This window comes from Pseudomonas sp. LB3P93 (genome assembly GCF_054898025.1).
In genome coordinates, this window is record NZ_CM142713.1 from 5,612,877 (window position 1) to 5,634,581 (window position 21,705).

General features: G+C 59.2%; 17 protein-coding genes. 11 read left to right on the forward strand and 6 right to left on the reverse strand.

Annotated elements, in window-relative coordinates:
• Window positions 1-130 precede the first annotated feature (130 nt).
• The 4 genes from ACYZT8_RS25635 (at window position 131) to ACYZT8_RS25650 (ending at window position 3,830) form a co-directional block, all read left to right on the forward strand.
• The gene (locus tag ACYZT8_RS25635) at window positions 131-619 is read left to right on the forward strand and encodes a DUF3015 domain-containing protein (RefSeq protein WP_461955788.1); all 489 of its coding nucleotides are present in this window, start codon (window positions 131-133) and stop codon (window positions 617-619) included.
• 218 nt (window positions 620-837) lie between these two features.
• The gene (locus ACYZT8_RS25640) at window positions 838-2,691 is read left to right on the forward strand and encodes an Lnb N-terminal periplasmic domain-containing protein (protein ID WP_461976910.1); all 1,854 of its coding nucleotides are present in this window, start codon (window positions 838-840) and stop codon (window positions 2,689-2,691) included.
• A 217-nt stretch (window positions 2,692-2,908) separates the two neighbouring features.
• The gene (locus tag ACYZT8_RS25645; protein WP_461976912.1) at window positions 2,909-3,265 is read left to right on the forward strand and encodes a hypothetical protein; all 357 of its coding nucleotides are present in this window, start codon (window positions 2,909-2,911) and stop codon (window positions 3,263-3,265) included.
• Window positions 3,266-3,335: 70 nt separating this feature from the next.
• Complete coding sequence (locus ACYZT8_RS25650) at window positions 3,336-3,830, forward strand: GreA/GreB family elongation factor (RefSeq protein ID WP_461976914.1); 495 nt, start codon at window positions 3,336-3,338, stop codon at window positions 3,828-3,830.
• Window positions 3,831-3,997: 167 nt separating this feature from the next.
• Here the strand turns inward: ACYZT8_RS25650 and ettA are convergent, their stop codons facing one another.
• Window positions 3,998-5,662 carry an energy-dependent translational throttle protein EttA gene (gene ettA, locus ACYZT8_RS25655; protein WP_461976916.1) on the reverse strand — a complete coding sequence of 555 codons (1,665 nt, stop codon included), beginning with the start codon at window positions 5,660-5,662 and terminating at the stop codon, window positions 3,998-4,000.
• Window positions 5,663-5,947: 285 nt separating this feature from the next.
• On the opposite strand from ettA, the gene ACYZT8_RS25660 reads away from it, so the two are divergent.
• The 5 genes from ACYZT8_RS25660 (at window position 5,948) to ACYZT8_RS25680 (ending at window position 14,382) form a co-directional block, all read left to right on the forward strand.
• Window positions 5,948-9,796: a sensor domain-containing protein gene (locus tag ACYZT8_RS25660; RefSeq protein WP_461976918.1), complete on the forward strand. Its 3,849-nt coding sequence runs from the start codon at window positions 5,948-5,950 to the stop codon at window positions 9,794-9,796.
• Window positions 9,797-10,047: 251 nt separating this feature from the next.
• Entirely contained in the window at window positions 10,048-11,301 is a 1,254-nt protein-coding gene (gene glyA / locus ACYZT8_RS25665) for a serine hydroxymethyltransferase (protein ID WP_054051411.1), read from the forward strand.
• A gap of 280 nt (window positions 11,302-11,581) precedes the next feature.
• Window positions 11,582-12,895, forward strand: coding sequence for a C4-dicarboxylate transporter DctA (locus ACYZT8_RS25670; RefSeq protein ID WP_461976920.1), 1,314 nt, complete (start codon window positions 11,582-11,584; stop codon window positions 12,893-12,895).
• Between the two features lie 67 nt (window positions 12,896-12,962).
• A complete protein-coding gene (locus tag ACYZT8_RS25675; protein WP_461976922.1) occupies window positions 12,963-13,667 on the forward strand; it encodes a FadR/GntR family transcriptional regulator in 705 nt (234 codons plus the stop codon).
• Between the two features lie 25 nt (window positions 13,668-13,692).
• Window positions 13,693-14,382 (forward strand): GntR family transcriptional regulator, encoded by a 690-nt coding sequence (locus ACYZT8_RS25680; protein WP_461976924.1) that lies wholly within the window; start codon window positions 13,693-13,695, stop codon window positions 14,380-14,382.
• Between the two features lie 124 nt (window positions 14,383-14,506).
• Here the strand turns inward: ACYZT8_RS25680 and yjiA are convergent, their stop codons facing one another.
• The 3 genes from yjiA to ACYZT8_RS25695 form a co-directional block, all read right to left on the reverse strand.
• Complete coding sequence (yjiA, locus tag ACYZT8_RS25685; RefSeq protein WP_461976926.1) at window positions 14,507-15,478, reverse strand: GTPase; 972 nt, start codon at window positions 15,476-15,478, stop codon at window positions 14,507-14,509.
• A gap of 163 nt (window positions 15,479-15,641) precedes the next feature.
• Window positions 15,642-15,839 carry a YbdD/YjiX family protein gene (locus tag ACYZT8_RS25690; RefSeq protein ID WP_007895266.1) on the reverse strand — a complete coding sequence of 66 codons (198 nt, stop codon included), beginning with the start codon at window positions 15,837-15,839 and terminating at the stop codon, window positions 15,642-15,644.
• A gap of 14 nt (window positions 15,840-15,853) precedes the next feature.
• A complete protein-coding gene (locus ACYZT8_RS25695) occupies window positions 15,854-17,920 on the reverse strand; it encodes a carbon starvation CstA family protein (protein ID WP_461976928.1) in 2,067 nt (688 codons plus the stop codon).
• A gap of 158 nt (window positions 17,921-18,078) precedes the next feature.
• Here ACYZT8_RS25695 and ACYZT8_RS25700 point away from each other — a divergent pair, with 158 nt between their 5' ends.
• Window positions 18,079-18,447, forward strand: coding sequence for a PilZ domain-containing protein (locus ACYZT8_RS25700; protein ID WP_131061855.1), 369 nt, complete (start codon window positions 18,079-18,081; stop codon window positions 18,445-18,447).
• 45 nt (window positions 18,448-18,492) lie between these two features.
• On the opposite strand, the gene radA is transcribed toward ACYZT8_RS25700, so the two are convergent.
• Entirely contained in the window at window positions 18,493-19,860 is a 1,368-nt protein-coding gene (radA, locus tag ACYZT8_RS25705; protein WP_010467488.1) for a DNA repair protein RadA, read from the reverse strand.
• 605 nt (window positions 19,861-20,465) lie between these two features.
• Here radA and mscL point away from each other — a divergent pair.
• Window positions 20,466-20,879 carry a large-conductance mechanosensitive channel protein MscL gene (gene mscL, locus ACYZT8_RS25710; RefSeq protein WP_461976930.1) on the forward strand — a complete coding sequence of 138 codons (414 nt, stop codon included), beginning with the start codon at window positions 20,466-20,468 and terminating at the stop codon, window positions 20,877-20,879.
• 44 nt (window positions 20,880-20,923) lie between these two features.
• Here the strand turns inward: mscL and ACYZT8_RS25715 are convergent, their stop codons facing one another.
• A complete protein-coding gene (locus ACYZT8_RS25715) occupies window positions 20,924-21,700 on the reverse strand; it encodes a ferredoxin--NADP reductase (protein WP_461976932.1) in 777 nt (258 codons plus the stop codon).
• Between the last annotated feature and the right edge of the window lie 5 nt (window positions 21,701-21,705).

Here is a 21,705-nt window from a genome sequence, read left to right on the forward strand (position 1 = left end):
AAAATCACGGAACCCCGGGAACGTGCCTAAACTCCAAACTGCGCGGCTGGATTAATAACTGGCCCACTGGCGTCCAGATGGCGCCAGACTCCCCTTGTCCATTGGTACGCACATAAAAGAGAACATAGCTATGAAACGGATTCTTCTCGGTACTCTCTTCACCGCTGTATCCATCAACGCCATGGCACAGGCGCCAGGCGGCCCGGATTGCGGTTGGGGCAACATGCTGTTCGAAGGTCAGCGTGGCACCCCGGCTCACTTCCTGGCATCCACCACCAACGGCACTTCCGGCAACGCAACCTTCGGTATGACCTCCGGTACCAACGGTTGCTCGACTAATGCGTCGCTGACCTATGGCGGCAAATCCTGGATTGCCATGAATGGCATGATGAACGAGCTGTCCGAAGACATGGCCAAAGGTAACGGCGAAGCGCTGACGACCTACGCTGTGGTACTGGGCGTGGCGCCGGAAGACCGTGCGCACTTCGCTGCCGTGACTCACGAGCACTTCCAGCAGATCTTCAGCAAGGCTGACGTGACCGCCGACGACGTGCATACCAACACCCTGGCCGTTCTGAAGAGCGATCCGCGTCTGGCCAAGTACGCGACTCAAGCTTAAGCTCGACCCGCCCGCTCCTTTTCGGGGGAGCGGGTTTTGTTTTTTTGACCTGCCCCTTTTCGGACATACCGTCCAACTGTAGGAGCCGGCTTGCTGGCGATAGCCGCGCCGCGGTGTATCTGGACAACCGCGTTGATGCCATCGCCAGCAAGCCGGCTCCTACAACGATGTATTTTCCGTACTGGGTCTTTGTTTTTTTTCGACTTAAGTTGCCCACTATGCTCAAACGCCTTGCCTGGCTGGCGCTCTGTGTCTGCGCCCCGCTGTCCGCCGTGCCACATGTCGACAATCAACGTTTGCAGCAACTGGCCAACGACCCCTTCTGGATTTCCCTGGGCCATTACGAAACCGCCAAACTGGGCGGCTGGCGCAGTTATGTCAGCGACAGGAAGTTCTTTCTCGCACCCGACGGCAACGAACACCCCGACCGCGAACTGGCGGCCACCGTGCAGGCGCTGTACGCCCCGGCCAGTGCTGGCGAAAAGCACGCCCAATGCGTCTATCCGGCACGCACCCGCTGGCTGAAAGCACAACTTAATCTGACCGATCTGCCGGCGCTGGACTGCACTGAATTCAAGCAATGGTTCAAGGATGTTTCACCCCACAGTGCGGTGATGATTTTCCCGGCGGCGTATCTGAACAGTCCGTCATCAATGTTCGGCCATACCTTGCTGCGCATCGACCAGGCCAATGTGCAGAGCGATCAAACCGCCCTGCTCAGTTATGCGATCAACTTCGGCGCGTACATCGAAGGCTCGGACAACAGCATCCTCTACGCCTGGAAAGGTTTGATGGGCGGCTATCCGGGACTGTTTGCGCTGGTGCCATATCAGGAAAAACTCTCGGAATACCGCAGCCTCGAGAACCGGGACCTGTGGGAGTACCGGCTGAACCTGACGCAGGCAGAAACCGAGCGCATGGTCGAACATGTCTGGGAGCTTAAGCAGATACAGTTCGACTACTTCTTCTTCGACGAAAACTGCTCCTATCGCCTGCTTGAGCTGCTGCAAGTGGCGCGGCCAAGCCTGCGCCTGACCGAACAGTTCCCGCTGACCGCGATTCCGACCGACACCGTCAAAGCGGTGAAAGAAGCCGGGCTGGTGGAATCCATTCAGTATCGTCCGTCTCGTGAACGAGAGCTGCTGAGCCGCGCCGAGCCGTTGACCAGCGAAGAGCAGGATTGGGTACTGAAAGTCAGCGCCGACCAGAAGCAGTTGCAGGAACCGGCGTTCAAGGCTCAACCCAAGGATCGTCAGGCGCTGATCATCGACGCGGCCTATCGCCTGGAGCGCTACCGAGCCAACGGCCAGGAGCGAGACCCGCAACGAGCGCAACGCAGTTTCGAACTGCTGCGGGCGATCAATCAGAACCCCCCGCCTGAGCTGGACATTGCGCGACCCGGCTTGCCCGAGGACGGACACGAATCCCGCACCTGGCAGGCCGGTGTCGGCATCCGGGGCGACAAGGCATTCGCCGAATACGGCCTGCGCATGGCTTATCACGATCTCAACGATAACGCCGAGAGCTTTCCACTCGGCGCGCAGATCGAAATCCTGCAGATGAAGCTGCGCCAGTACGAAGGCAATCACTGGCAGTTCCAGCAACTGGACCTGGCGACCATTCGCTCCCTGACGCCGCGCAATGAGCTGCTGCAGCCGTTGTCGTGGCAAGTGACCGGCGGTCTGGAACGCGTACCGGGCAAGCATGACGACGAAACGTTGGTCAGCCACGTCAACGGCGGTGGCGGCGGCACCTGGCAACTGGGCGAAGACATGCTCGGCTTCGCACTGGGCACCGTGCGTGTCGAGCACAACAATGACTTCGCGGGGTTTATTGCACCGGCGGCAGGTTTCAACAGTGGCCTGCTGTGGAAAAACCCGCTGGGCAATTTCAGCCTGGAAGCCAAGGGAGATTTCTTCACCAATGGCGAAGTGCGCCGCAGCATGAGCCTGAATCAGCAGTGGGAATTGTCACGCAACCTGGGTCTGCGCCTGAGCGCCCAGCGCGAATTCAGCCACCTCGCCTCGCCCGAGAACGAGGTGATGCTTGAGGTGAAGTGGTATCACTATTGATCCGAACCCACCAAAAAACCCATGTGGGAGCGAGCCTGCTCGCGATAGCGGTGTGTCAGTCGACATCAATGTTGGCTGACACACCGCTATCGCGAGCAGGCTCGCTCCCACACTGGTTCTGTGGTGTTCAATGGATTTTTCACAGCCCTTGCACATCCCCCTCACGATTCCACTCCTAGACTTCACGTATGGCCGTTCAACGGACCGGGAGTCAGAGATGTGGCATTGCGCAGGTGTGTTGGGGTTGTTGATGTTGATCGCGGGTTGCCAGACAACCCACGAGGATTTGATCGCCAAAGGTTATCCCCCGGCGTTCGCCGATGGTTTCGATGACGGTTGCAGCAGTGGCCGGCAAGCAGCAGGCGCAATCACCGGGGAATTTCGCAAGAACGTCCCGCGTTACCTCAAGAACAAACAGTACGCCGAAGGCTGGAGCGACGGGTTTCGCCAGTGCCAGGCCATGCGAGAAAGCGAGGATCGCCAGGACTATCGCAGCCACCATTGGGACGACCGGGATAAAGCCTGGCAGCAACAGAAGGACCAGGACGCAGCCCGCGCCTATCGCTCGCAATGAGTCGCGGGCAGACATCCGTCGAAACTAAAAGCCTGCAACCATGGCCCAAACCCTATAACGGGAGAAAACCATGAGTCGCGCCTTCGTCAATGAAGATAATGCCGCCGCGCAAGCCGATCAGCCAGTCGAACGGCAGGTCAGCGCGCAGCCCAATTACGTCACGCCCGCCGGGCTTGCGCAGCTTCAGGCGAAAGTCGCCGAGGTGCAAAACCTGCTCAATGAACAAAGTGCCAAGGGTGAACTGGCGGACAAACAACGCCAGGCCGACCTTGAGCGTGACTGGCGGTATTTCAATCAACGCCTGCAAAGTGCTCAGCTAGTGGTACCGGCCTCTTCGACCGACAAAGTCCAGATGGGCGCCTGGGTGACCTTTGCGGATGAACAGGGCAACGAACAACGCGTGCAGTTGGTGGGCGAGGATCAGGCGGATGCTGCGAGCGGGTTGATCAACTGGGGCTCGCCGCTGGGGCGGGCGTTGCTGGGCGCGCAGGTGGGTGATGAGATTGTATGGAAGCGGCCGGTGGGGGATTTGGTGATTGAGGTTTTGCACATAGAGATTGGGTGATCTTTAGGCCGCCATCGCTAGCAGGCTAGCTCCCACACGGGATTTGTGTCGATCGCATACCCCCTGTGGGAGCTAGCCTGCTGGCGATGGCCGCACCACGGTGTAACTGACAGCCCATAAAAAAACGGAGCCCTAAGGCTCCGTTTTTTCATGCAACCCACCCGGTATCAGGCCAGTTTCTTGTGCCGTACACGATGCGGCTGGGTAGCGGCTTCGCCGAGGCGCTTGCGGCGATCGGCTTCGTACTCGGTGTAGTTACCTTCGAAGAACACCGCTTGCGAGTCGTCTTCGTACGCCAGGATGTGCGTCGCGACGCGGTCAAGGAACCACCGATCGTGAGAGATCACAATGGCGGCGCCCGGGAAGTCCAGCAGGGCTTCTTCCAGGGAACGCAGGGTTTCAACGTCGAGGTCGTTGGACGGTTCGTCGAGCAGCAATACGTTGCCGCCCTCTTTCAGGGTCAGGGCCAGGTGCAAGCGACCGCGCTCACCACCGGACAGGTCCTTGACGAACTTCTGCTGGTCGCCGCCCTTGAAGTTGAAGCGACCGACGTAGGTGCGCGACGGGATCTCGTAGTTGCCGATGCGGATCTGATCGGAACCGTCGGAGATTTGCTGAAACACAGTCTTGCTGCCATCCAGGTCTTCGCGGCTCTGATCGACGCAGGCCAGTTGCACGGTTTCGCCGACTTCAATAGTGCCCGAATCCGGTGTTTCCTTGCCCATCAGCATACGGAACAGAGTCGATTTACCGGCACCGTTACCGCCGATCACGCCAACGATGGCGCCTTTAGGCATGGAGAACGACAGGTTGTCGATCAACACGCGATCGCCATAGCCTTTGGAGACGTTCTTGAACTCGATGACCTTGTCACCCAGGCGCGGACCGGCCGGAATGTAGATCTCGTTGGTTTCGCTGCGCTTCTGGAATTCCTGCGATTGCATTTCTTCGAAGCGTTGCAGACGAGCCTTGGATTTGGACTGGCGGGCCTTGGCGCCTTTGCGCACCCACTCCAGTTCTTCCTTCATGGCTTTTTCGTGGGCCGACTGCGACTTGGATTCAGCCGCCAGACGATCGGACTTGGCTTCAAGCCAGCCCGAATAGTTGCCCTCGTACGGGATACCGGCGCCGCGGTCGAGCTCGAGGATCCAGCCGGCAACGTTGTCCAGGAAGTACCGGTCGTGCGTGATCGCTACCACGGTGCCCGGGAAGTCGTGCAGGAAGTGTTCCAGCCAGGCGACAGAATCGGCGTCCAGGTGGTTGGTTGGTTCGTCGAGCAGCAGCATGTCGGGGGCGGACAGCAGCAGACGGCACAGGGCCACACGACGCTTTTCACCACCGGAGAGGAATTCGACCTTGGCATCCCACGCTGGCAGACGCAGCGCATCGGCGGCGACTTCCAGCTGGCGATCCAGGTTGTGACCGTCGCTGGCTTGCAGGATGGCTTCGAGCTTGGCCTGTTCGGCGGCCAGCTTGTCGAAGTCGGCATCTTCCTCAGCGTAAGCGGCGTAGACCTCATCCAGGCGCGCCTGGGCGTTCTTGATCACGCTGACCGCTTCCTCGACCACTTCACGTACGGTCTTGGTCGGGTCCAGGATCGGTTCCTGTGGCAGGTAGCCGATGTTCAGCTCCGGCATCGGACGGGCTTCGCCCTCGAACTCGGTGTCGACGCCGGCCATGATTTTCAGCAGCGTAGACTTACCCGAACCGTTGAGGCCGAGTACGCCGATCTTGGCGCCGGGGAAGAAGGACAGCGAAATGTTTTTCAGGATTTCCCGCTTCGGCGGAACAACTTTGCCCAGCCGATGCATGGTGAATACGTATTGAGCCATGGAGAACCTTGGGTCAGTGACAGATGAATGATTGGAGCGCAGGCGAAGCCCGGCCAGACTGTGCGCGTCGTCCGATTGATGGTTATCAATACGTGCGCGCTGAAAAAGTCTGATTCTAGGAGCTGGAACGCTCCCGCGTAACCGGCAAAGCTACCTTAATGACAGATGGCAGTCCAGCCGTGAGGGGCTGGCACTTCGCCACAACTCAAGGCATGCTAGCCGCCCTTCGGGCGTCCGGCTTATAGTGCACGTCGCGCCAGTCCAGCCAAACCGCAGGATTACAGTTTGTCTAATGTCCCTCCGCCATCGTCCGTGAGCGCACCCAGTCCTGCGACCGGCTCGCCCCTGCGCGGATCCTTGAAGGGTGCGCTGGCGACACTCGTGCTGTTGCTGCTCGCGCTGCTGTTCTGGCAACTGCTGGATCAACTTCGCGAAACCCAAAAACACCAGCGTCAATACACCATCGACTACACCGCCGACCTGGCCGCGCAAGTCAGCCTGAACATGGCGCTCAACGCCCAGATCGCCCTCAACCTGCTACCCATCGTCGAACAACCGCAAACTGCCGACGAACAGCAAGCCTTGCTGCGCAAGCTGCAACAGTCGCTGCCGGAACTGCGCAGCCTGGCGTTGCTCAGTCCTTCCGGCAAAGTCCTCAGCGACAGCGCCGCCGACAGCCAGGACGCCGACTATCTCAGCGAGCTGGTCCGACGCAGCCGAGCCCAGGCCCACTATTTCAGCAATGCCGATGACGGCTCAGTGGTGCACCTGCTGCTGCATCAGGCCAGCGGCAGCAGCCGCGGTTACTGGGCCCTGCGCCTGACGCCGACATTTTTCTCGTCACTGAGCAAACAAAACGAAGCTGGCATCCGTCCGCTGTGGCTGGTGGAAAACCGGGTCAATCACCAGATCATCAGCCGCGATGAAGCGTCACCTTCGGTCAAACCGAGCGCATTGTCCCCGGATGATATGGCCAACAGCGTGCTGACGGTGCCCCTGAGCAGCAGCGATTGGCAGCTGCGCGGGCTGTTCGATCGCCAGCAAGTGCTCGAACAACTGTTGCCGGCATTCATTGGCAAATGCCTGTTGGGCCTGGCCTTCTCCCTGTTGCCGTTCATCGCGCTGCTGAACATTCGCCGCCGTCAACGCCAGCTGCATGAAGGCCGTCGGCGCTATCACGATATTTTCGAAGGCACTGGCGTCGCCCTGTGCGTACTTGATGTCTCAGGGCTCAAGACCTTTTTCGACAAGGCTCACTTGCACAACAGCGAGCAACTCAAAGCCTGGCTCGAAACACCGGAGCAGCGCAAACAGCTGCTTTCGGAACTGCGCATCACCGAGGTCAACCAGGTCGCCCTGCAACTGTTGAACGTCAACTCCTGCGCTCAAGCCTGGAAACTGCTGATTGAGGGCTGCCCGCTGGACGGCACTGCCATCGGCCATCAAGTGCTCGAAACGGTGCTCAACCAGCAAAAACAGCTTGAGCTGGAAATCCAGCTTAAAGATACCAATGGCCGCGACCAACACCTTTGGCTTGTACTGCGCCTGCCAGAAGACCAGGACGACTACAAAGCGGTGATCCTGAGCATCACCGACATCACCAGCCGCAAACTCATCGAACTGTCGCTGCTCGAACGCGAAGGCTTCTGGTCCGATGTAGTGCGCACCGTGCCAGATCACCTGTACGTGCAGGACGTGATCAGCCAGCGGATGATCTTCAGCAACCATCACTTGGGCCAGACCCTCGGTTACAACCGCACCGAGCTGCACCAGATGGGCGAGTACTTCTGGGAAATCCTCCTGCACCCCGAAGATGCCGATTACTACCACCGCTCGCGCCAGACTCAGCGCCACGCCGGTTACACCCAATTGCTGCAATGCCAGCTGCGTTTCCGTCATCGCGACGGCAAGTGGCGGCGTTTCGACATTCGCGAACAGGCATTGGCGCGGGACAAACATGATCAAGTCACGCGGATCATCGGCGTGGCCAAGGACATCACCGATCAGATCGAAGCCAGTGAGTCCCTGCGCGACAGCGAGCAGCGTTACCGGATGCTCGCCGAAAGCATCAGTGACGTGATTTTCTCCACCGACAGCAAAATGTCGCTCAACTACGTCAGCCCGTCGGTGCAAGCCGTGCTGGGCTACGACGCCGAGTGGATCTTCCAGAACGGCTGGCAATCGACCATCGCCAACCCGCAGCAACTCACTGGCATTTACACCTTGATGGACCGGGTCAGCAAAGCGCTGGATAAACCCGAACAACTGGCGTTGTTGCGCAGCCAGGTGCAGACCCAACTGTTCCTGTTCGATTGCCTGCGGGCCGACGGGCGCAAGATTCCGATTGAGCTGCGCCTGGTGCTGGTCTGGGACGAACACGGTGCGTTCGAAGGCGTGCTGGGCGTCGGTCGCGACATCAGCCAGCAACGCCGGGCCGAGAAAGACCTGCGCATGGCGGCCACGGTATTCGAACATTCGACGTCGGCGATCCTGATCACCGACCCGGCCGGCTACATTGTCCAGGCCAACGAAGCGTTCAGTCGCGTCAGCGGTTATGCCGTGGAGCAAGTGCTGGACCAGTTGCCGAACATGCTGACCGTCGACGAGCAGCAGGAAGCCCACCTGCGTTATGTGCTCAAGCAACTGCATCAGAACAGCACTTGGGAAGGCGAAGTCTGGCTCAAGCGGCGTAACGGCGAGCATTACCCTGCCTGGGTCGGCATCACGGCGGTGCTCGACGATGAAGGTGATCTGGCCAGTTACGTGTGCTTCTTCAGCGACATCAGCGAGCGCAAGGCCAGTGAGCAGCGGATCCACCGCCTCGCCTACTACGACGCCCTGACCCACCTGCCCAACCGCACGCTGTTCCAGGATCGTCTGCACACCGCGCTGCAATCGGCCGAGCGGCAGAAGTCCTGGGTGGTGCTGATGTTCCTCGACCTCGACCGTTTCAAACCGATCAACGACTCCCTCGGCCATGCCGCCGGCGACCGCATGCTCAAGGAAATGGCCACGCGCCTGCTCGGTTGCGTCGACGATGACGACACCGTGGCGCGCATGGGCGGCGATGAATTCACCTTGCTGCTGCAACCGCGGGTCAACCGTGAAATCGCTTTGAACCGGGCGATTCATGTGGCCGAGCAGATCCTCGCCAGCCTGGTAAAACCGTTCGTGCTGGAAGGCCGCGAATTCTTCGTCACCGCCAGTATCGGTATCGCCCTGAGCCCGCAGGATGGCAACGAACTCAGCCAGCTGATGAAGAACGCCGACACCGCGATGTACCACGCCAAGGAGCGCGGCAAGAATAACTTCCAGTTCTATCAGGCGGACATGAACGCCAGCGCCCTGGAGCGCCTGGAACTCGAAAGCGACTTGCGGCATGCCCTGGAGCAGGATGAATTCGTTCTGTACTACCAGCCGCAGTTCAGCGGCGACGGCAAACGTCTGACCGGCGCCGAAGCCTTGCTGCGTTGGCGCCATCCGCGACGCGGGCTGGTGCCGCCCGGGGATTTCATTCCCGTGCTCGAAGAGCTCGGGCTGGTGGTGGATGTCGGTGACTGGGTGATCAGCGAAGCCTGCCGTCAGCTCAAGACCTGGCATCAAGCCAAGGTGCGGGTGCCGAAGGTGTCGGTGAACATCTCGGCCCGGCAGTTCTCCGACGGCCAGCTCGGTACGCGGATCGCCACCATTCTCAAGGAAACCGGCCTGCCGCCGGCGTGCCTGGAGCTGGAGCTGACCGAAAGTATCCTGATGCGCGAAGTCAGCGAAGCGATGCAGATTCTCGCTGGCTTGAAAAACCTCGGCCTGAGCATTGCGGTCGATGACTTTGGCACCGGTTATTCATCGCTCAACTACCTCAAGCAATTCCCCATCGACGTGCTGAAAATCGACCGCACTTTCGTTGATGGCCTGCCGTCGGGTGAACAGGATGCGCAGATTGCCCGGGCGATCATCGCCATGGCCCACAGCCTCAACCTCGCTGTGATTGCAGAGGGCGTGGAAACCCACGAGCAACTCGACTTCCTGCGTGAGCATGGCTGCGATGAGGTTCAGGGGTATCTGTTCGGGCGGCCGATGCCGGCGAGCCGGTTTGAGGCGCAGTTCAGCAATGATGCGCTGTTCATGTTCGACTGAAGCGCGGTCATTGTGGCGAGGGAGCTTGTCGGAACGCCGCACCGTCCCGCTTGAGTGCGCAGCGCTCACAGGATTTTTGGGGCCGCTTCGCAGCCCAGCGGGAGCAAGCTCCCTCGCCACAGGTCAGCATGATCACCGCTGATCCCGACATGAAGCCCACTTGTCTGCGACATGATGTCCTTTCATATGCCATCTAAAACCCATTGGGTTAGAATGCCCCCCTTTTCTGCCCCCGATCCTTGAGGACCGCCATGTTCAGCCGTGATTTGACTATTGCCAAGTACGACGCCGATCTTTTTGCCGCCATGGAGCAAGAAGCTCAGCGCCAGGAAGAACACATCGAGCTGATCGCTTCGGAAAACTACACCAGCCCAGCGGTGATGGAAGCTCAAGGCTCGGTACTGACCAACAAATACGCCGAAGGCTACCCGGGCAAGCGCTACTACGGTGGTTGCGAGTTCGTCGACGTGGTTGAGCAGCTGGCCATCGACCGCGCCAAAGAACTGTTCGGCGCCGATTACGCCAACGTTCAGCCGCACGCCGGTTCGCAAGCCAACAGCGCCGTTTACCTGGCCCTGCTGCAAGCGGGCGACACCATCCTGGGCATGAGCCTGGCCCACGGCGGTCACTTGACCCACGGCGCCAGCGTTTCCTCCTCCGGCAAGCTGTACAACGCCGTTCAATACGGCATCGACGCCAATGGCCTGATCGACTACGACGAAGTCGAGCGCCTCGCCGTTGAACACAAGCCGAAAATGATCGTGGCCGGTTTCTCTGCCTACTCGCAGATCCTCGACTTCCCGCGCTTCCGCGAAATCGCTGACAAGGTTGGCGCCTACCTGTTCGTAGACATGGCCCACGTGGCCGGTCTGGTCGCTGCTGGCGTCTACCCGAACCCGGTTCCATTCGCTGACGTCGTGACCACCACCACGCACAAGACCCTGCGCGGTCCACGTGGCGGCCTGATCCTGGCTCGCGCCAACGCCGACATCGAGAAGAAGCTCAACTCCGCTGTATTCCCGGGCGCCCAGGGTGGCCCGCTGGAGCACGTGATCGCCGCCAAAGCGATCTGCTTCAAGGAAGCGCTGCAGCCTGAGTTCAAGACTTACCAGCAACAAGTGGTGAAGAACGCCAAGGCCATGGCCGGCGTGTTCATCGAGCGCGGTTTCGACGTGGTATCGGGCGGTACTGAAAACCACCTGTTCCTGCTGTCGCTGATCAAGCAGGAAATCTCCGGTAAAGACGCCGACGCCGCTCTGGGCAAAGCGTTCATCACCGTGAACAAGAACTCCGTGCCAAACGATCCACGCTCCCCGTTCGTCACCTCCGGCCTGCGCTTCGGTACTCCGGCTGTGACCACTCGCGGCTTCAAGGAAGCAGAGTGCAAAGAGCTGGCCGGCTGGATCTGCGACATCCTGGCAGACCTGAACAACGAAGCGGTGATCGACGCCGTCCGTGAGAAGGTCAAGGCCATCTGCAAGAAGCTGCCGGTGTACGGCGCTTAATTGCACCGCTGAACCGCAGCAGTAAAAAACCGGCCAGTGATGGCCGGTTTTTTTTCGTCCGCATTTTTTTCAAACCGGCAAAAGGCTCAAGGTCGGGCTATTGCGCTCAACTGGTAAGACCGGTCATGCCAATTACACAATTTCCGCTTGCGAACACTCAAAAACAGCGCCTAGACTGCGCCTGCACTGGACATACCGGTAAGACCACAATAATTAAGTCCTGAATCTGATGCGCCCCCTCAAGCGCACGGCAGCCAGGACACCGACCAGGATTCCTCCCATGCTCAGATGGTGCTCGCGTTCAATCTTCCTCCAAGTGGTTCTCGGACTGGTGCTCGGCATCGTCTGCGGGCTGACCCTTCCTGAATACTCCGCCCAGCTCAAACCGCTCGGCGACGGCTTCATCAAACTGATCAAGATGCTCATCGGCCTGATCGTGTTCTGCGTCGTGGTCAGCGGCATCAGCGGTGCCGGCGACCTGAAGAAAGTCGGCCGCATCGGCCTGAAATCGGTGATCTACTTCGAGATCCTGACCACCATTGCCCTGGTCATTGGCCTGGTGCTCGCCTTCACCACCGGGATCGGCAGCGGCGCGAACATTCATCTGGATCAGCTTTCCGCTGCCGACATGGGCGACATCGCCCAGCGCGGTCAGCACATGCAAACCACCTCCCAATTCCTGATGAACCTGATCCCGACCTCAGTGATCGGCGCCTTCGCGGAGAACAATATTCTGCAAGTGCTGCTGTTTTCGGTACTGTTCGGCAGCGCGCTGAACCTGGTGGGTGAAGCAGCTTCGGGTATTTCCCGGCTGATCAATGAGCTGAGCCACGTGATCTTCCGCATCATGGGCATGATCGTGCGCCTGGCGCCGATCGGCGTGTTCGGTGCCATTGCCTTCACCACCAGCAAATATGGCCTGGATTCGCTGCAGCACCTGGGCAGCCTGGTCGGCCTGTTTTACCTGACCTGTGTGGCGTTTGTGACATTGATTCTCGGCCTGGTGATGCGCCTTTCGGGCCTGAAGATGTGGCCGTTGCTCAAGTACCTGCGCGAAGAACTGCTGATCGTCATGGGCACCGCATCTTCCGACGCTGTGCTGCCACAAATCATGCGCAAGCTTGAGCATCTGGGCATCGGCAGTTCGACGGTCGGGTTGGTGATTCCTACCGGTTACTCGTTCAACCTCGACGGGTTCTCGATCTACCTGACCCTCGCCATCGTCTTCATCGCCAATGCCACCGGCACGCCGCTGGCCATGACTGATTTGCTTACGATTCTGTTGGTCTCGCTGATCACCTCCAAAGGCGCACACGGGATTCCCGGTTCGGCACTGGTGATTCTGGCGGCAACACTCACGGCGATCCCGGCGATTCCGGTGGTGGGCCTGGTGCTAGTGCTGGCGGTGGATTGGTTCATGGGCATCGGCCGGGCGCTGACCAACCTGATCGGCAACTGCGTCGCTACCGTGGCCATCGCCCGCTGGGAGAAGGACATCGATATTCAACGGGCGAACAAAGTGCTTTCCGGCCAGGTGGGTTATACCTTCCAGCCAAGAAAACCGGTTGCCCCGGCGCATCAGCAGGAATTTTGAATAACCGCCGTGCCTGCCGACGGGCAGGCACGGCCATCAATCGTTTTGGATGCTCATGGAGCGAACAGTGATTACCTCGTCGACCGTTGTGAACTCAGTCGTAGAAAAACTCCGGGCCGCTTTGGCCCGTGGTCAGTGGCGCTCCGGCGAAATGCTGCCGGGGCAGCGTGAACTGGCCGAACAACTGGGCATCAGCCGCCCGAGCCTGCGTGAAGCGGTGATCGTGCTGGAAACCCTTGGCCTGGTGCGCTCCATGCCCGGCAAAGGCGTGGTGGTGCTGGACGCGAATCTCAGCGACAGCAAAAGCCACGACAGCGCGGTGGCCGGCGCCAGCCTGGAAGACGTGCTGCAACTGCGCTACACCCTCGAGCCGTTTATCGTCGGCCTGGTCGCGCAATCGATCAGCAGCAAGGAAGTCGGGCAACTGCGCCTGACCCTGATGGACATGCGCGAAGCCCTGGAAGCCAACGACAGCGAAGCCGGGGTCAACGCCTACATCGCGTTCCACGAAGAACTGTTCACGCTGACCTCAAACCCGATTTTCCAGAGCGTGGTGCAACAGACCAGCAACGCCCTCAAGCAAAGCGCCGAGGTGCTGCGCAATTCTCCCGAGCATCTGGCTGAGCGCCTGGAGGAGAACGAAGCCGTGGTGCGCGCGATCCGCAGCAAAAACAGCGCCCAGGCCAGCGCCGAGATGCGTCGGCACATCCTTCGGGAAGGCCAGCGGATGGGCATCGAATTGAATATTCCGGACGACAACTTCGTCAGTTGAACCCTCTTCGAACTGGAGACAGGCCATGAATAGCTTCGCTTCACCGCAGACCCTCACTGCCCTGCCCTTTCCACCGCGGGCGGATGATCTCTATTCGCGGATCTTCGACGCCATTCTCGAACAGCGCCTCAATGCGTCCAGCCGCTTTACCGAAGAAAGCCTGGCGCAGATGTTCAGCGTTCGACGCAGTGAGATTCGTGGCGTACTGACGCGCCTGTCCCATCAGCAGATCATCGTCCTTCGGGCGAACCATCGGCCCCGCGTTGCCGCGCTTGATGCCGAGCAGACCCGGCAAACGTTGCATGCCCGGCGGCTGACCGAGATCACGCTGGTGCGTCTGGCGTGCCGACAACCCCGTGCGCGAGACTTGACTCGCTTGCACGCCCTGATCGATCGCGAGCGCAGCTGTACCGGTCGTGGACCGGCGATTCGGTTGTCAGGGGAGTTTCATTTGCAGTTGGCGGAAATGGCGGGGAATGCACCGTTGGCGCATTTTCTGGGCAGTCTGGTGCCTCTGACATCGCTGGCGATTGCGCAGTTTGATGCGCAGGTGGAGGGTTATTGCGGGTGGCAGGTGCATGAGGAGATTGTGGATGCGGTGGAGCGTGGGGATGCAGTGAGTGCCGAGGCATTGTTGAGCCAGCATCTTGATCTTCTTGAAGAGGCGTTGCTGAACTCTGGATCGAGTTCAGGCCAGAATCGTGTTGCCGGGTAAATCGCCATCGCGGGCAAGCCCGCTCCCACAGTGATCTTTGGAGCTCACTGATTTTTCCCTCACCCGAAAAACCTGTGGGAGCGGGCTTGCCCGCGATGACGGCATGACAGGCGCTGACAATTCTTCAGATAGCCGCCACCCGCGCAAACCCTTCGCGAATCTTCTCTTCCGGCAAATCATCGGCAATAAACACGATCACGCTTTCCCGCGCCTCGCCTTCCGCCCACTCCGTGTCCCAGTCGAAACCGTACAATTTCAGCACCCCTTGAAACACCATCCGCCGTGGCTCGCCAACGATGTTCAACACACCCTTGTAGCGCAGCAATTGCTTGCCATGGTCTTCGAGCAATTCGTTCATGAATTCGCTGAGTTTGTCGATATCCAGCGGCTTGTCGGTGCGCAGCACCAGGCTGGAAATCCGGTCGATGGACGGCGCTTTGCCCACCGGACGCAGGCTGATGCCGCCACCCAGGTCGGCATTGAGATTAAAACCGCGCACGTCGAGCAATTCGGCCAGATCGATCTTGCCGTGTTCGACCACGCGAATCGGCGCGCGACGGTTGATGCGGGTCAGGCGTTCGCTCAGCGCGGTAAACGTCGCTTCATCCACCAGATCGCGCTTGCTCACCAGCAAGCGGTCGGCAAAACCGATCTGTGCCTGGGCGATGGTCTGGGTCAGGTGAGTGTCGGCGTGCGCCGCGTCTACCAGGGTGATGATGCCGTCGAGGATGTAACGCTCGCGCAGCTCTTCATCGATGAAAAAAGTCTGCGCCACTGGCGCCGGGTCGGCCAGGCCAGTGCATTCAATGACCAGACGATCAAAGGCGATTTCGCTGCTGTCCAGGCGTTCGAGCAGCAGGTACAAGGCCTTGGTCAGGTCGGTGTGGATGGTGCAGCAGACGCAGCCGTTGGACAACGTCATCACCTGCACGGGTTCGTCGCCCAACAGCTGGGTGTCGATACCGGCATCACTGAATTCGTTCTCGATCACGGCGATTTTAAGGCCGTGTTCGGCTTTGAGCAGGTGGCGCAGCAGCGTGGTCTTGCCCGCGCCGAGAAAGCCGCTGAGGATCGTGACTGGGATGGGAGAGGACAACTGGAATCTCCTGTTTCACAAAATTAAAGTATCAACACAAAACAACTGTGGGAGCTAGCCTGCTAGCGATGGCGGACTGTCAATCAACAGTGATGTTGAATGTTCAGCCGTCATCGCTAGCAGGCTAGCTCCCACAGGAATTGCTGTTAACCCGACAACCGGGTCAACAGCACTTCGGCCCACCCTTGCCACCGTAACGAGCCTCTTGGCGTTCCCGGAAGAACATCTCGTAGCTCATCACCGGTTTGTCCGGGTGTTTGGTTTGCATATGCTCGACGTAGTTGTCGTAGTCGGGCATGCCGACCATCAGGCGCGCGGCCTGACCGAGGTATTTACCGAGGCGACTCAGGTCATTGAACATCGTGCATTCCTCGATTACGCATCCGGCAGTACCTGGAACGGTGCTTCTTTATCTGTTCGCTCTTTGCTGCCCCAGGCGGAAATACCGACCTTGAGCGCATAGAACAGGATGCTGAAGACCACGAACAGGAACAGTGCGGTGAGCGTTGCGTTGGTGTAAGCGTTGAAGATCACGTGCTGCATCTGCGTGATGTCCTTGGCCGGGGCGAGGATCTGACCGTTGGCCAGGGCATCGCTGTATTTTTTCGCCAGCGACAGGAAGCCAATCGCCGGGTTGGCGTCGAACAGCTTGATGAAGCCTGCGGTGGTGGTGCAAATCAGCAGCCAAACCGCTGGCAGCATGGTCACCCAAACGTAGCGTTGGCGTTTCATTTTGATCAGCACAACGGTGCCGAGCATCAGCGCGATACCGGCCAGCATCTGGTTGGAGATACCGAACAACGGCCACAAGGTGTTGATGCCGCCCAGTGGATCGATCACGCCCTGGTACAACAACCAACCCCACATTGCCACGCAACCGGCGGTTGCGATCAGGTTGGCGGTCCAGGATTCGGTGCGTTTCAGTGCCGGCACGAAGGAACCGAGCAAGTCCTGGAGCATGAATCTGCCTGCACGGGTACCGGCGTCGACTGCGGTCAGGATGAACAGCGCTTCAAACAGAATCGCGAAGTGGTACCAGAACGCCATGGTGTTTTCACCCGGCAGGACACTGTGCAGGATCTGCGCGATACCGACCGCCAGGGTCGGCGCACCACCGGCACGGGCCAGGATGGTGGTTTCACCGATGTCCTTGGCCACCGCTTGCAGCGCTTCCGGGGTGATTGCAAAACCCCAGCTGCTGACAGTTTGGGCCACAGCCACCACGTCACCACCGACAACTGCCGCCGGGCTGTTCATGGCGAAATACACGCCTGGCTCGATCACCGAAGCCGCGACCATCGCCATGATGGCGACGAAGGACTCCATCAGCATGCCGCCGTAACCGATGTAACGGGCGTTGACTTCGTTATCCAGCAGTTTCGGCGTGGTGCCGGAGGAGATCAGCGCGTGGAAACCGGAGACCGCGCCACAAGCGATGGTGATGAACAGGAACGGGAACAGACCGCCCTTCCACACAGGCCCGGTGCCATCAATGAACTGTGTCAGCGCCGGCATTTTCAGCTCGGGCATGGTGATCAGGATGCCGATCGCCAAGGCCACGATGGTGCCGATTTTCAGGAACGTCGACAGGTAGTCACGCGGTGCCAGAATCAGCCAGACCGGTAACGAGGCAGCCACGAAACCGTAACCGACCAGCATCCACGTAATCTGCACGCCAGTGAAGGTAAACGCCTTGGCCCAGACCGGATCGGCAGCAATCTGCCCACCCAGCCAGATCGAACCCAGCAGCAGCAACACGCCGACCACGGAGATTTCACCGATGCGGCCCGGGCGGATGTAGCGCATATAAATGCCCATGAACATCGCGATCGGGATGGTCGCCATCACCGTGAAAATCCCCCACGGGCTCTCGGCCAGGGCTTTCACGACGATCAGCGCCAGCACCGCGAGGATGATGATCATGATCAGGAAGCAGCCAAACAGCGCGATGGTCCCGGGGATGCGGCCCATTTCCTCACGGACCATGTCGCCCAGAGAGCGGCCATTGCGGCGGGTGGACATGAACAGAACCATGAAGTCCTGAACCGCACCGGCCAGCACCACGCCAGCAATCAGCCACAACGTACCGGGCAAATAGCCCATCTGCGCCGCCAATACCGGACCGACCAGCGGCCCCGCGCCTGCGATGGCGGCGAAGTGGTGACCGAAGAGGATGTGTTTGTTGGTGGGGACGTAGTCCAGACCGTCATTGTTGATCACGGCGGGGGTGGCCCGTCGCGGGTCGAGTTGCATCACATTGTTGGCGATGAACAGACTGTAATAGCGGTAGGCAACCAGATAAATGGCCACGGCCGCGACCACAATCCACAAGGCGTTGATCGCCTCACCTCGGCGCAATGCCACGACACCAAGGGCGCACGCTCCTACGATTGCCAGCAGCAGCCAAGGTATATGGCGTAGCAGGCTATTATTATTTTTCATTTTATGATTCCAGCCAGGGTGGACAAGAAAGACAGCCACCCCGAGTTTAGCTCGCCTGACGGCAAAGGCCATACCCCAACATTGGTCTAGAGGCCAGCCTGAGTGGCAGGCTTTCACCATGCGGGTCTATAGTCAGCGAACATCTAGAGGATTGCGCCATGAGCGAACACCCTGCCGATCGCCGCCGCTTCAAACGTATTGCGTTCGATGCCCGAACCGAGCTAAGCCAGGGGGAATTCATCTGGCCGGTGAAGCTGATCGACCTGTCACTCAAGGGGCTGCTGATCGAAAAGCCCGAGCCGTGGCTGGGCAATCCGGATTGGCATTTCCTGGTCGATATTCATCTCAACGAAGAGGTCGAGATCAAGATGGATGTGATGCTGACCCACGATGATCATGGCCAGCTCGGGTTTGTCTGCAAACACATCAGCCTGGAATCCATCGAGCGCCTGCGGCGGTTGATCGAATTCAACCTGGGCGATCCCGAGGAACTGGAGCGCGAATTGGGCGCCCTGATCGAAATCTGAAAACCCGACACTAATCCAATGTGGGAGTGGATCCTGCCAGAATGTTTATTCGAACAACGCGTCGAGGGCCTGTTCCAGTCGGGTTACGGCAATAATCTGCAACCCCGGCGGTGCTTCCTTGGGCGCATTGCCCTTGGGCACGATGGCGCGTTTGAAGCCGTGCTTGGCGGCTTCCTTCAAGCGTTCCTGGCCACTTGGCACCGGGCGCACTTCGCCCGACAGCCCGACTTCACCGAACACCAGCAAATCATGCGGTAGTGGCCGGTTGCGCAAGCTGGACATGACCGCTGCCATCAGCGCCAGGTCGGAGGCCGTTTCCAGAACCTTCACCCCGCCAACCACGTTGAGGAATACGTCCTGATCGTGAGTCGGAATGCCGCCGTGACGATGCAGCACCGCCAGCAACATCGCCAGACGATTCTGATCCAGCCCCAGCGTGACCCGACGCGGGTTCGCCAAGTGGCTGTCATCCACCAGCGCCTGGACTTCCACCAGCATCGGCCGGGTGCCTTCCCACGTCGCCATGACCACGCTGCCCGGCACTTCTTCCTGCGCACGGGTCAGAAAAATCGCCGACGGGTTGGAGACTTCTTTCAGGCCCTTGTCGGTCATGCCGAAAACGCCCAATTCGTTGACGGCTCCGAAACGGTTTTTCACCGCACGTAACAGACGCAGCCTCCCATCGGATTCGCCTTCGAAATACAGCACCGTATCGACCATGTGCTCCAGCACGCGCGGCCCGGCCAATGCGCCTTCTTTCGTCACGTGGCCGACCAGGAAAATCGCAGTGCCACTCTGCTTGGCATAACGCACCAGCAATGCCGCACTTTCCCGAACCTGCGACACGCCGCCCGGTGCCGATTGCAGTTGTTCGGTGAAGATCGTCTGAATGGAGTCGATCACCATGACCTTGGGCTTTTCGACCCGGGCGGTGGCAATGATGGTTTCGATGCAGGTTTCGGTCATCACCCGCAGTTGATCCTGAGGCAAGCCGAGACGGCGGGCGCGCATGGCCACTTGTTGCTGGGATTCTTCGCCGGTGACGTACAGCGCCGGCATGACTTTGGCGAGGTTGCACAAGGTTTGCAGGAGAATGGTCGATTTACCGATACCCGGATCACCGCCGATCAGCACCACCGAACCATCCACCAGGCCGCCGCCCAACACCCGATCGAGTTCGCTGGATGCGGTGGAGAAACGCGGGATCTCTTCGACGCTGACTTCGGCCAGAGTCTTGATCTGTGCCTGTTGGCCGGTCCAACCGGTGCGACCGCTGGGTGCTGCGGCACCGCCGCTCTCGACCATGGTTTCGGTCAGCGTGTTCCAGGCCCCGCACTCGCCGCACTGGCCGGCCCACTTGGGGAAGGTTGAGCCGCACTCGGTGCAGCCGTACATGCGCTTGGCCTTGGCCATCTGAACTCCCGGCAAAAAACCGCGATGATAGCCCAGCTGACGCGGATCAGCGCGGCGAAGTTACCCAGCGGGTATTCAGGAGTAACTTTTCAGGATTGGCCATACATCCCCCATAATGCGATGCACGAGAACCTGTACAACTTTATCCAGCAATAAACTGGACAACAGCCAACGTCTCGAAATCAAAACTGTACAAACCTTTAATATCTCAAACCCAGCTGTACAACTCTAACGCTCATACAAATATTTCAACGTCACCAATAAAACTTCAGCCCTTGCCTATTAACCCACCATTGCTAGCACTACGCAATCACGTAACACCTTAAATAATTCTTTATTGATAACTACGCTTTAAACACATATCCCTTCTATCGAAGGTCAGTGCTCAACAAGCTCTCCCAAAAAATAGAAATGCACAACGGATCGACAGAAAAGAACCGAGACCACAAGCTCAGGGTCTTTCACTTCAATGATGGCATTTTGTAAACTTTTTCCATTGGCCAGGTCGATAGCACCGCAAGCACCGCAGCGGTTGTTTCGAGCAAAATGCGTTTTGCTGATTTACACTGCGCTCACCAACCTCATCTGTAACAAGGAAATAACCTATGGGCGTGATAAGTGAGTTCAAGGCCTTCGCGGTCAAAGGTAATGTGGTCGACATGGCCGTCGGTATCATCATCGGCGCCGCCTTCGGCAAGATCGTTTCATCGTTCGTCGGCGACGTGGTGATGCCGCCAATCGGCCTGCTGATCGGTGGGGTGGACTTCAGTGACCTGGCCGTTACGCTCAAGGCAGCCAACGGGGATGTCCCGGCGGTGGTGCTGGCCTACGGCAAGTTCATTCAGAGCCTGATCGACTTCATCATCGTCGCCTTCGCAATCTTCATGGGCGTCAAGGCCATCAACCGTCTGAAACGCGAAGAGGCCGTTGCGCCAACCCTGCCACCGGTCCCAACCAAGGAAGAAGAGCTGCTGACCGAGATCCGTGATCTGCTTAAAGTCCAGAAGAATCAGCCCTGAAGGCTGATTGCAGGTAGAAACGGCGCCTTCGGGGCGCCGTTTTTTTACCAGAAGTTTTCCACCGCCACTTGGCCGGGTCGTCGGCTGAGGCTCAAGTGCATGTTGCGCTGTTTGAGCAACTTGCGCGTGTCATCGATCATCTGCGGGTTACCGCAGAGCATGACCCGCGAGTGTTCGGCCGTCAGCGCCACCCCTGCCACCCGCTCTAACTCACCATTTTCTATCAGCGTAGTAATTCGCCCGTTCAGGGCACCAGGGTGCTGCTCGCGCGTGACGGTCGCGATGAACTGCAACTTGTGCGCGTACTCGGCCAGATAGTCGCGCTGCGCCAGGCCTGCAATCAGCTCCTGATAAGCCAGCTCCCTGGCCTCGCGCACGCTGTAGACCAGGATGATCCGCTCGAATTTCTCCCACACCTCGAAGTCCTGCAGGATGGACAGAAACGGTGCCACGCCCGTGCCTGTGGATAACAACCAGAGATCTCGACCATCGACGAAACGATCCAGCGTCAGGTAACCAAAGGCCTGACGGTCGACCAGCAGCGTATCGCCGACCTCCAGCCGACTCAGTTCACTAGTGAACTCCCCGCCTGGCACGACGATGGAAAAGAACTCGAGAAACTCGTCATAGGGCGAGGAGACCATCGAATAGGCGCGCCATACCGTGCTGCCGTCGGACCGGGTCACGCCAAGACGGGCGAATTGCCCCGCGCGAAATCGAAAGCCGGAGTCTCTGCCGGCCCGCAACGTGAACAGGTTCGGGGTCAACGGCTGAACATCGGTCAGGGTCTGGCGAGTGAATTTTTCTGCACTGGCAGTCATGAGGT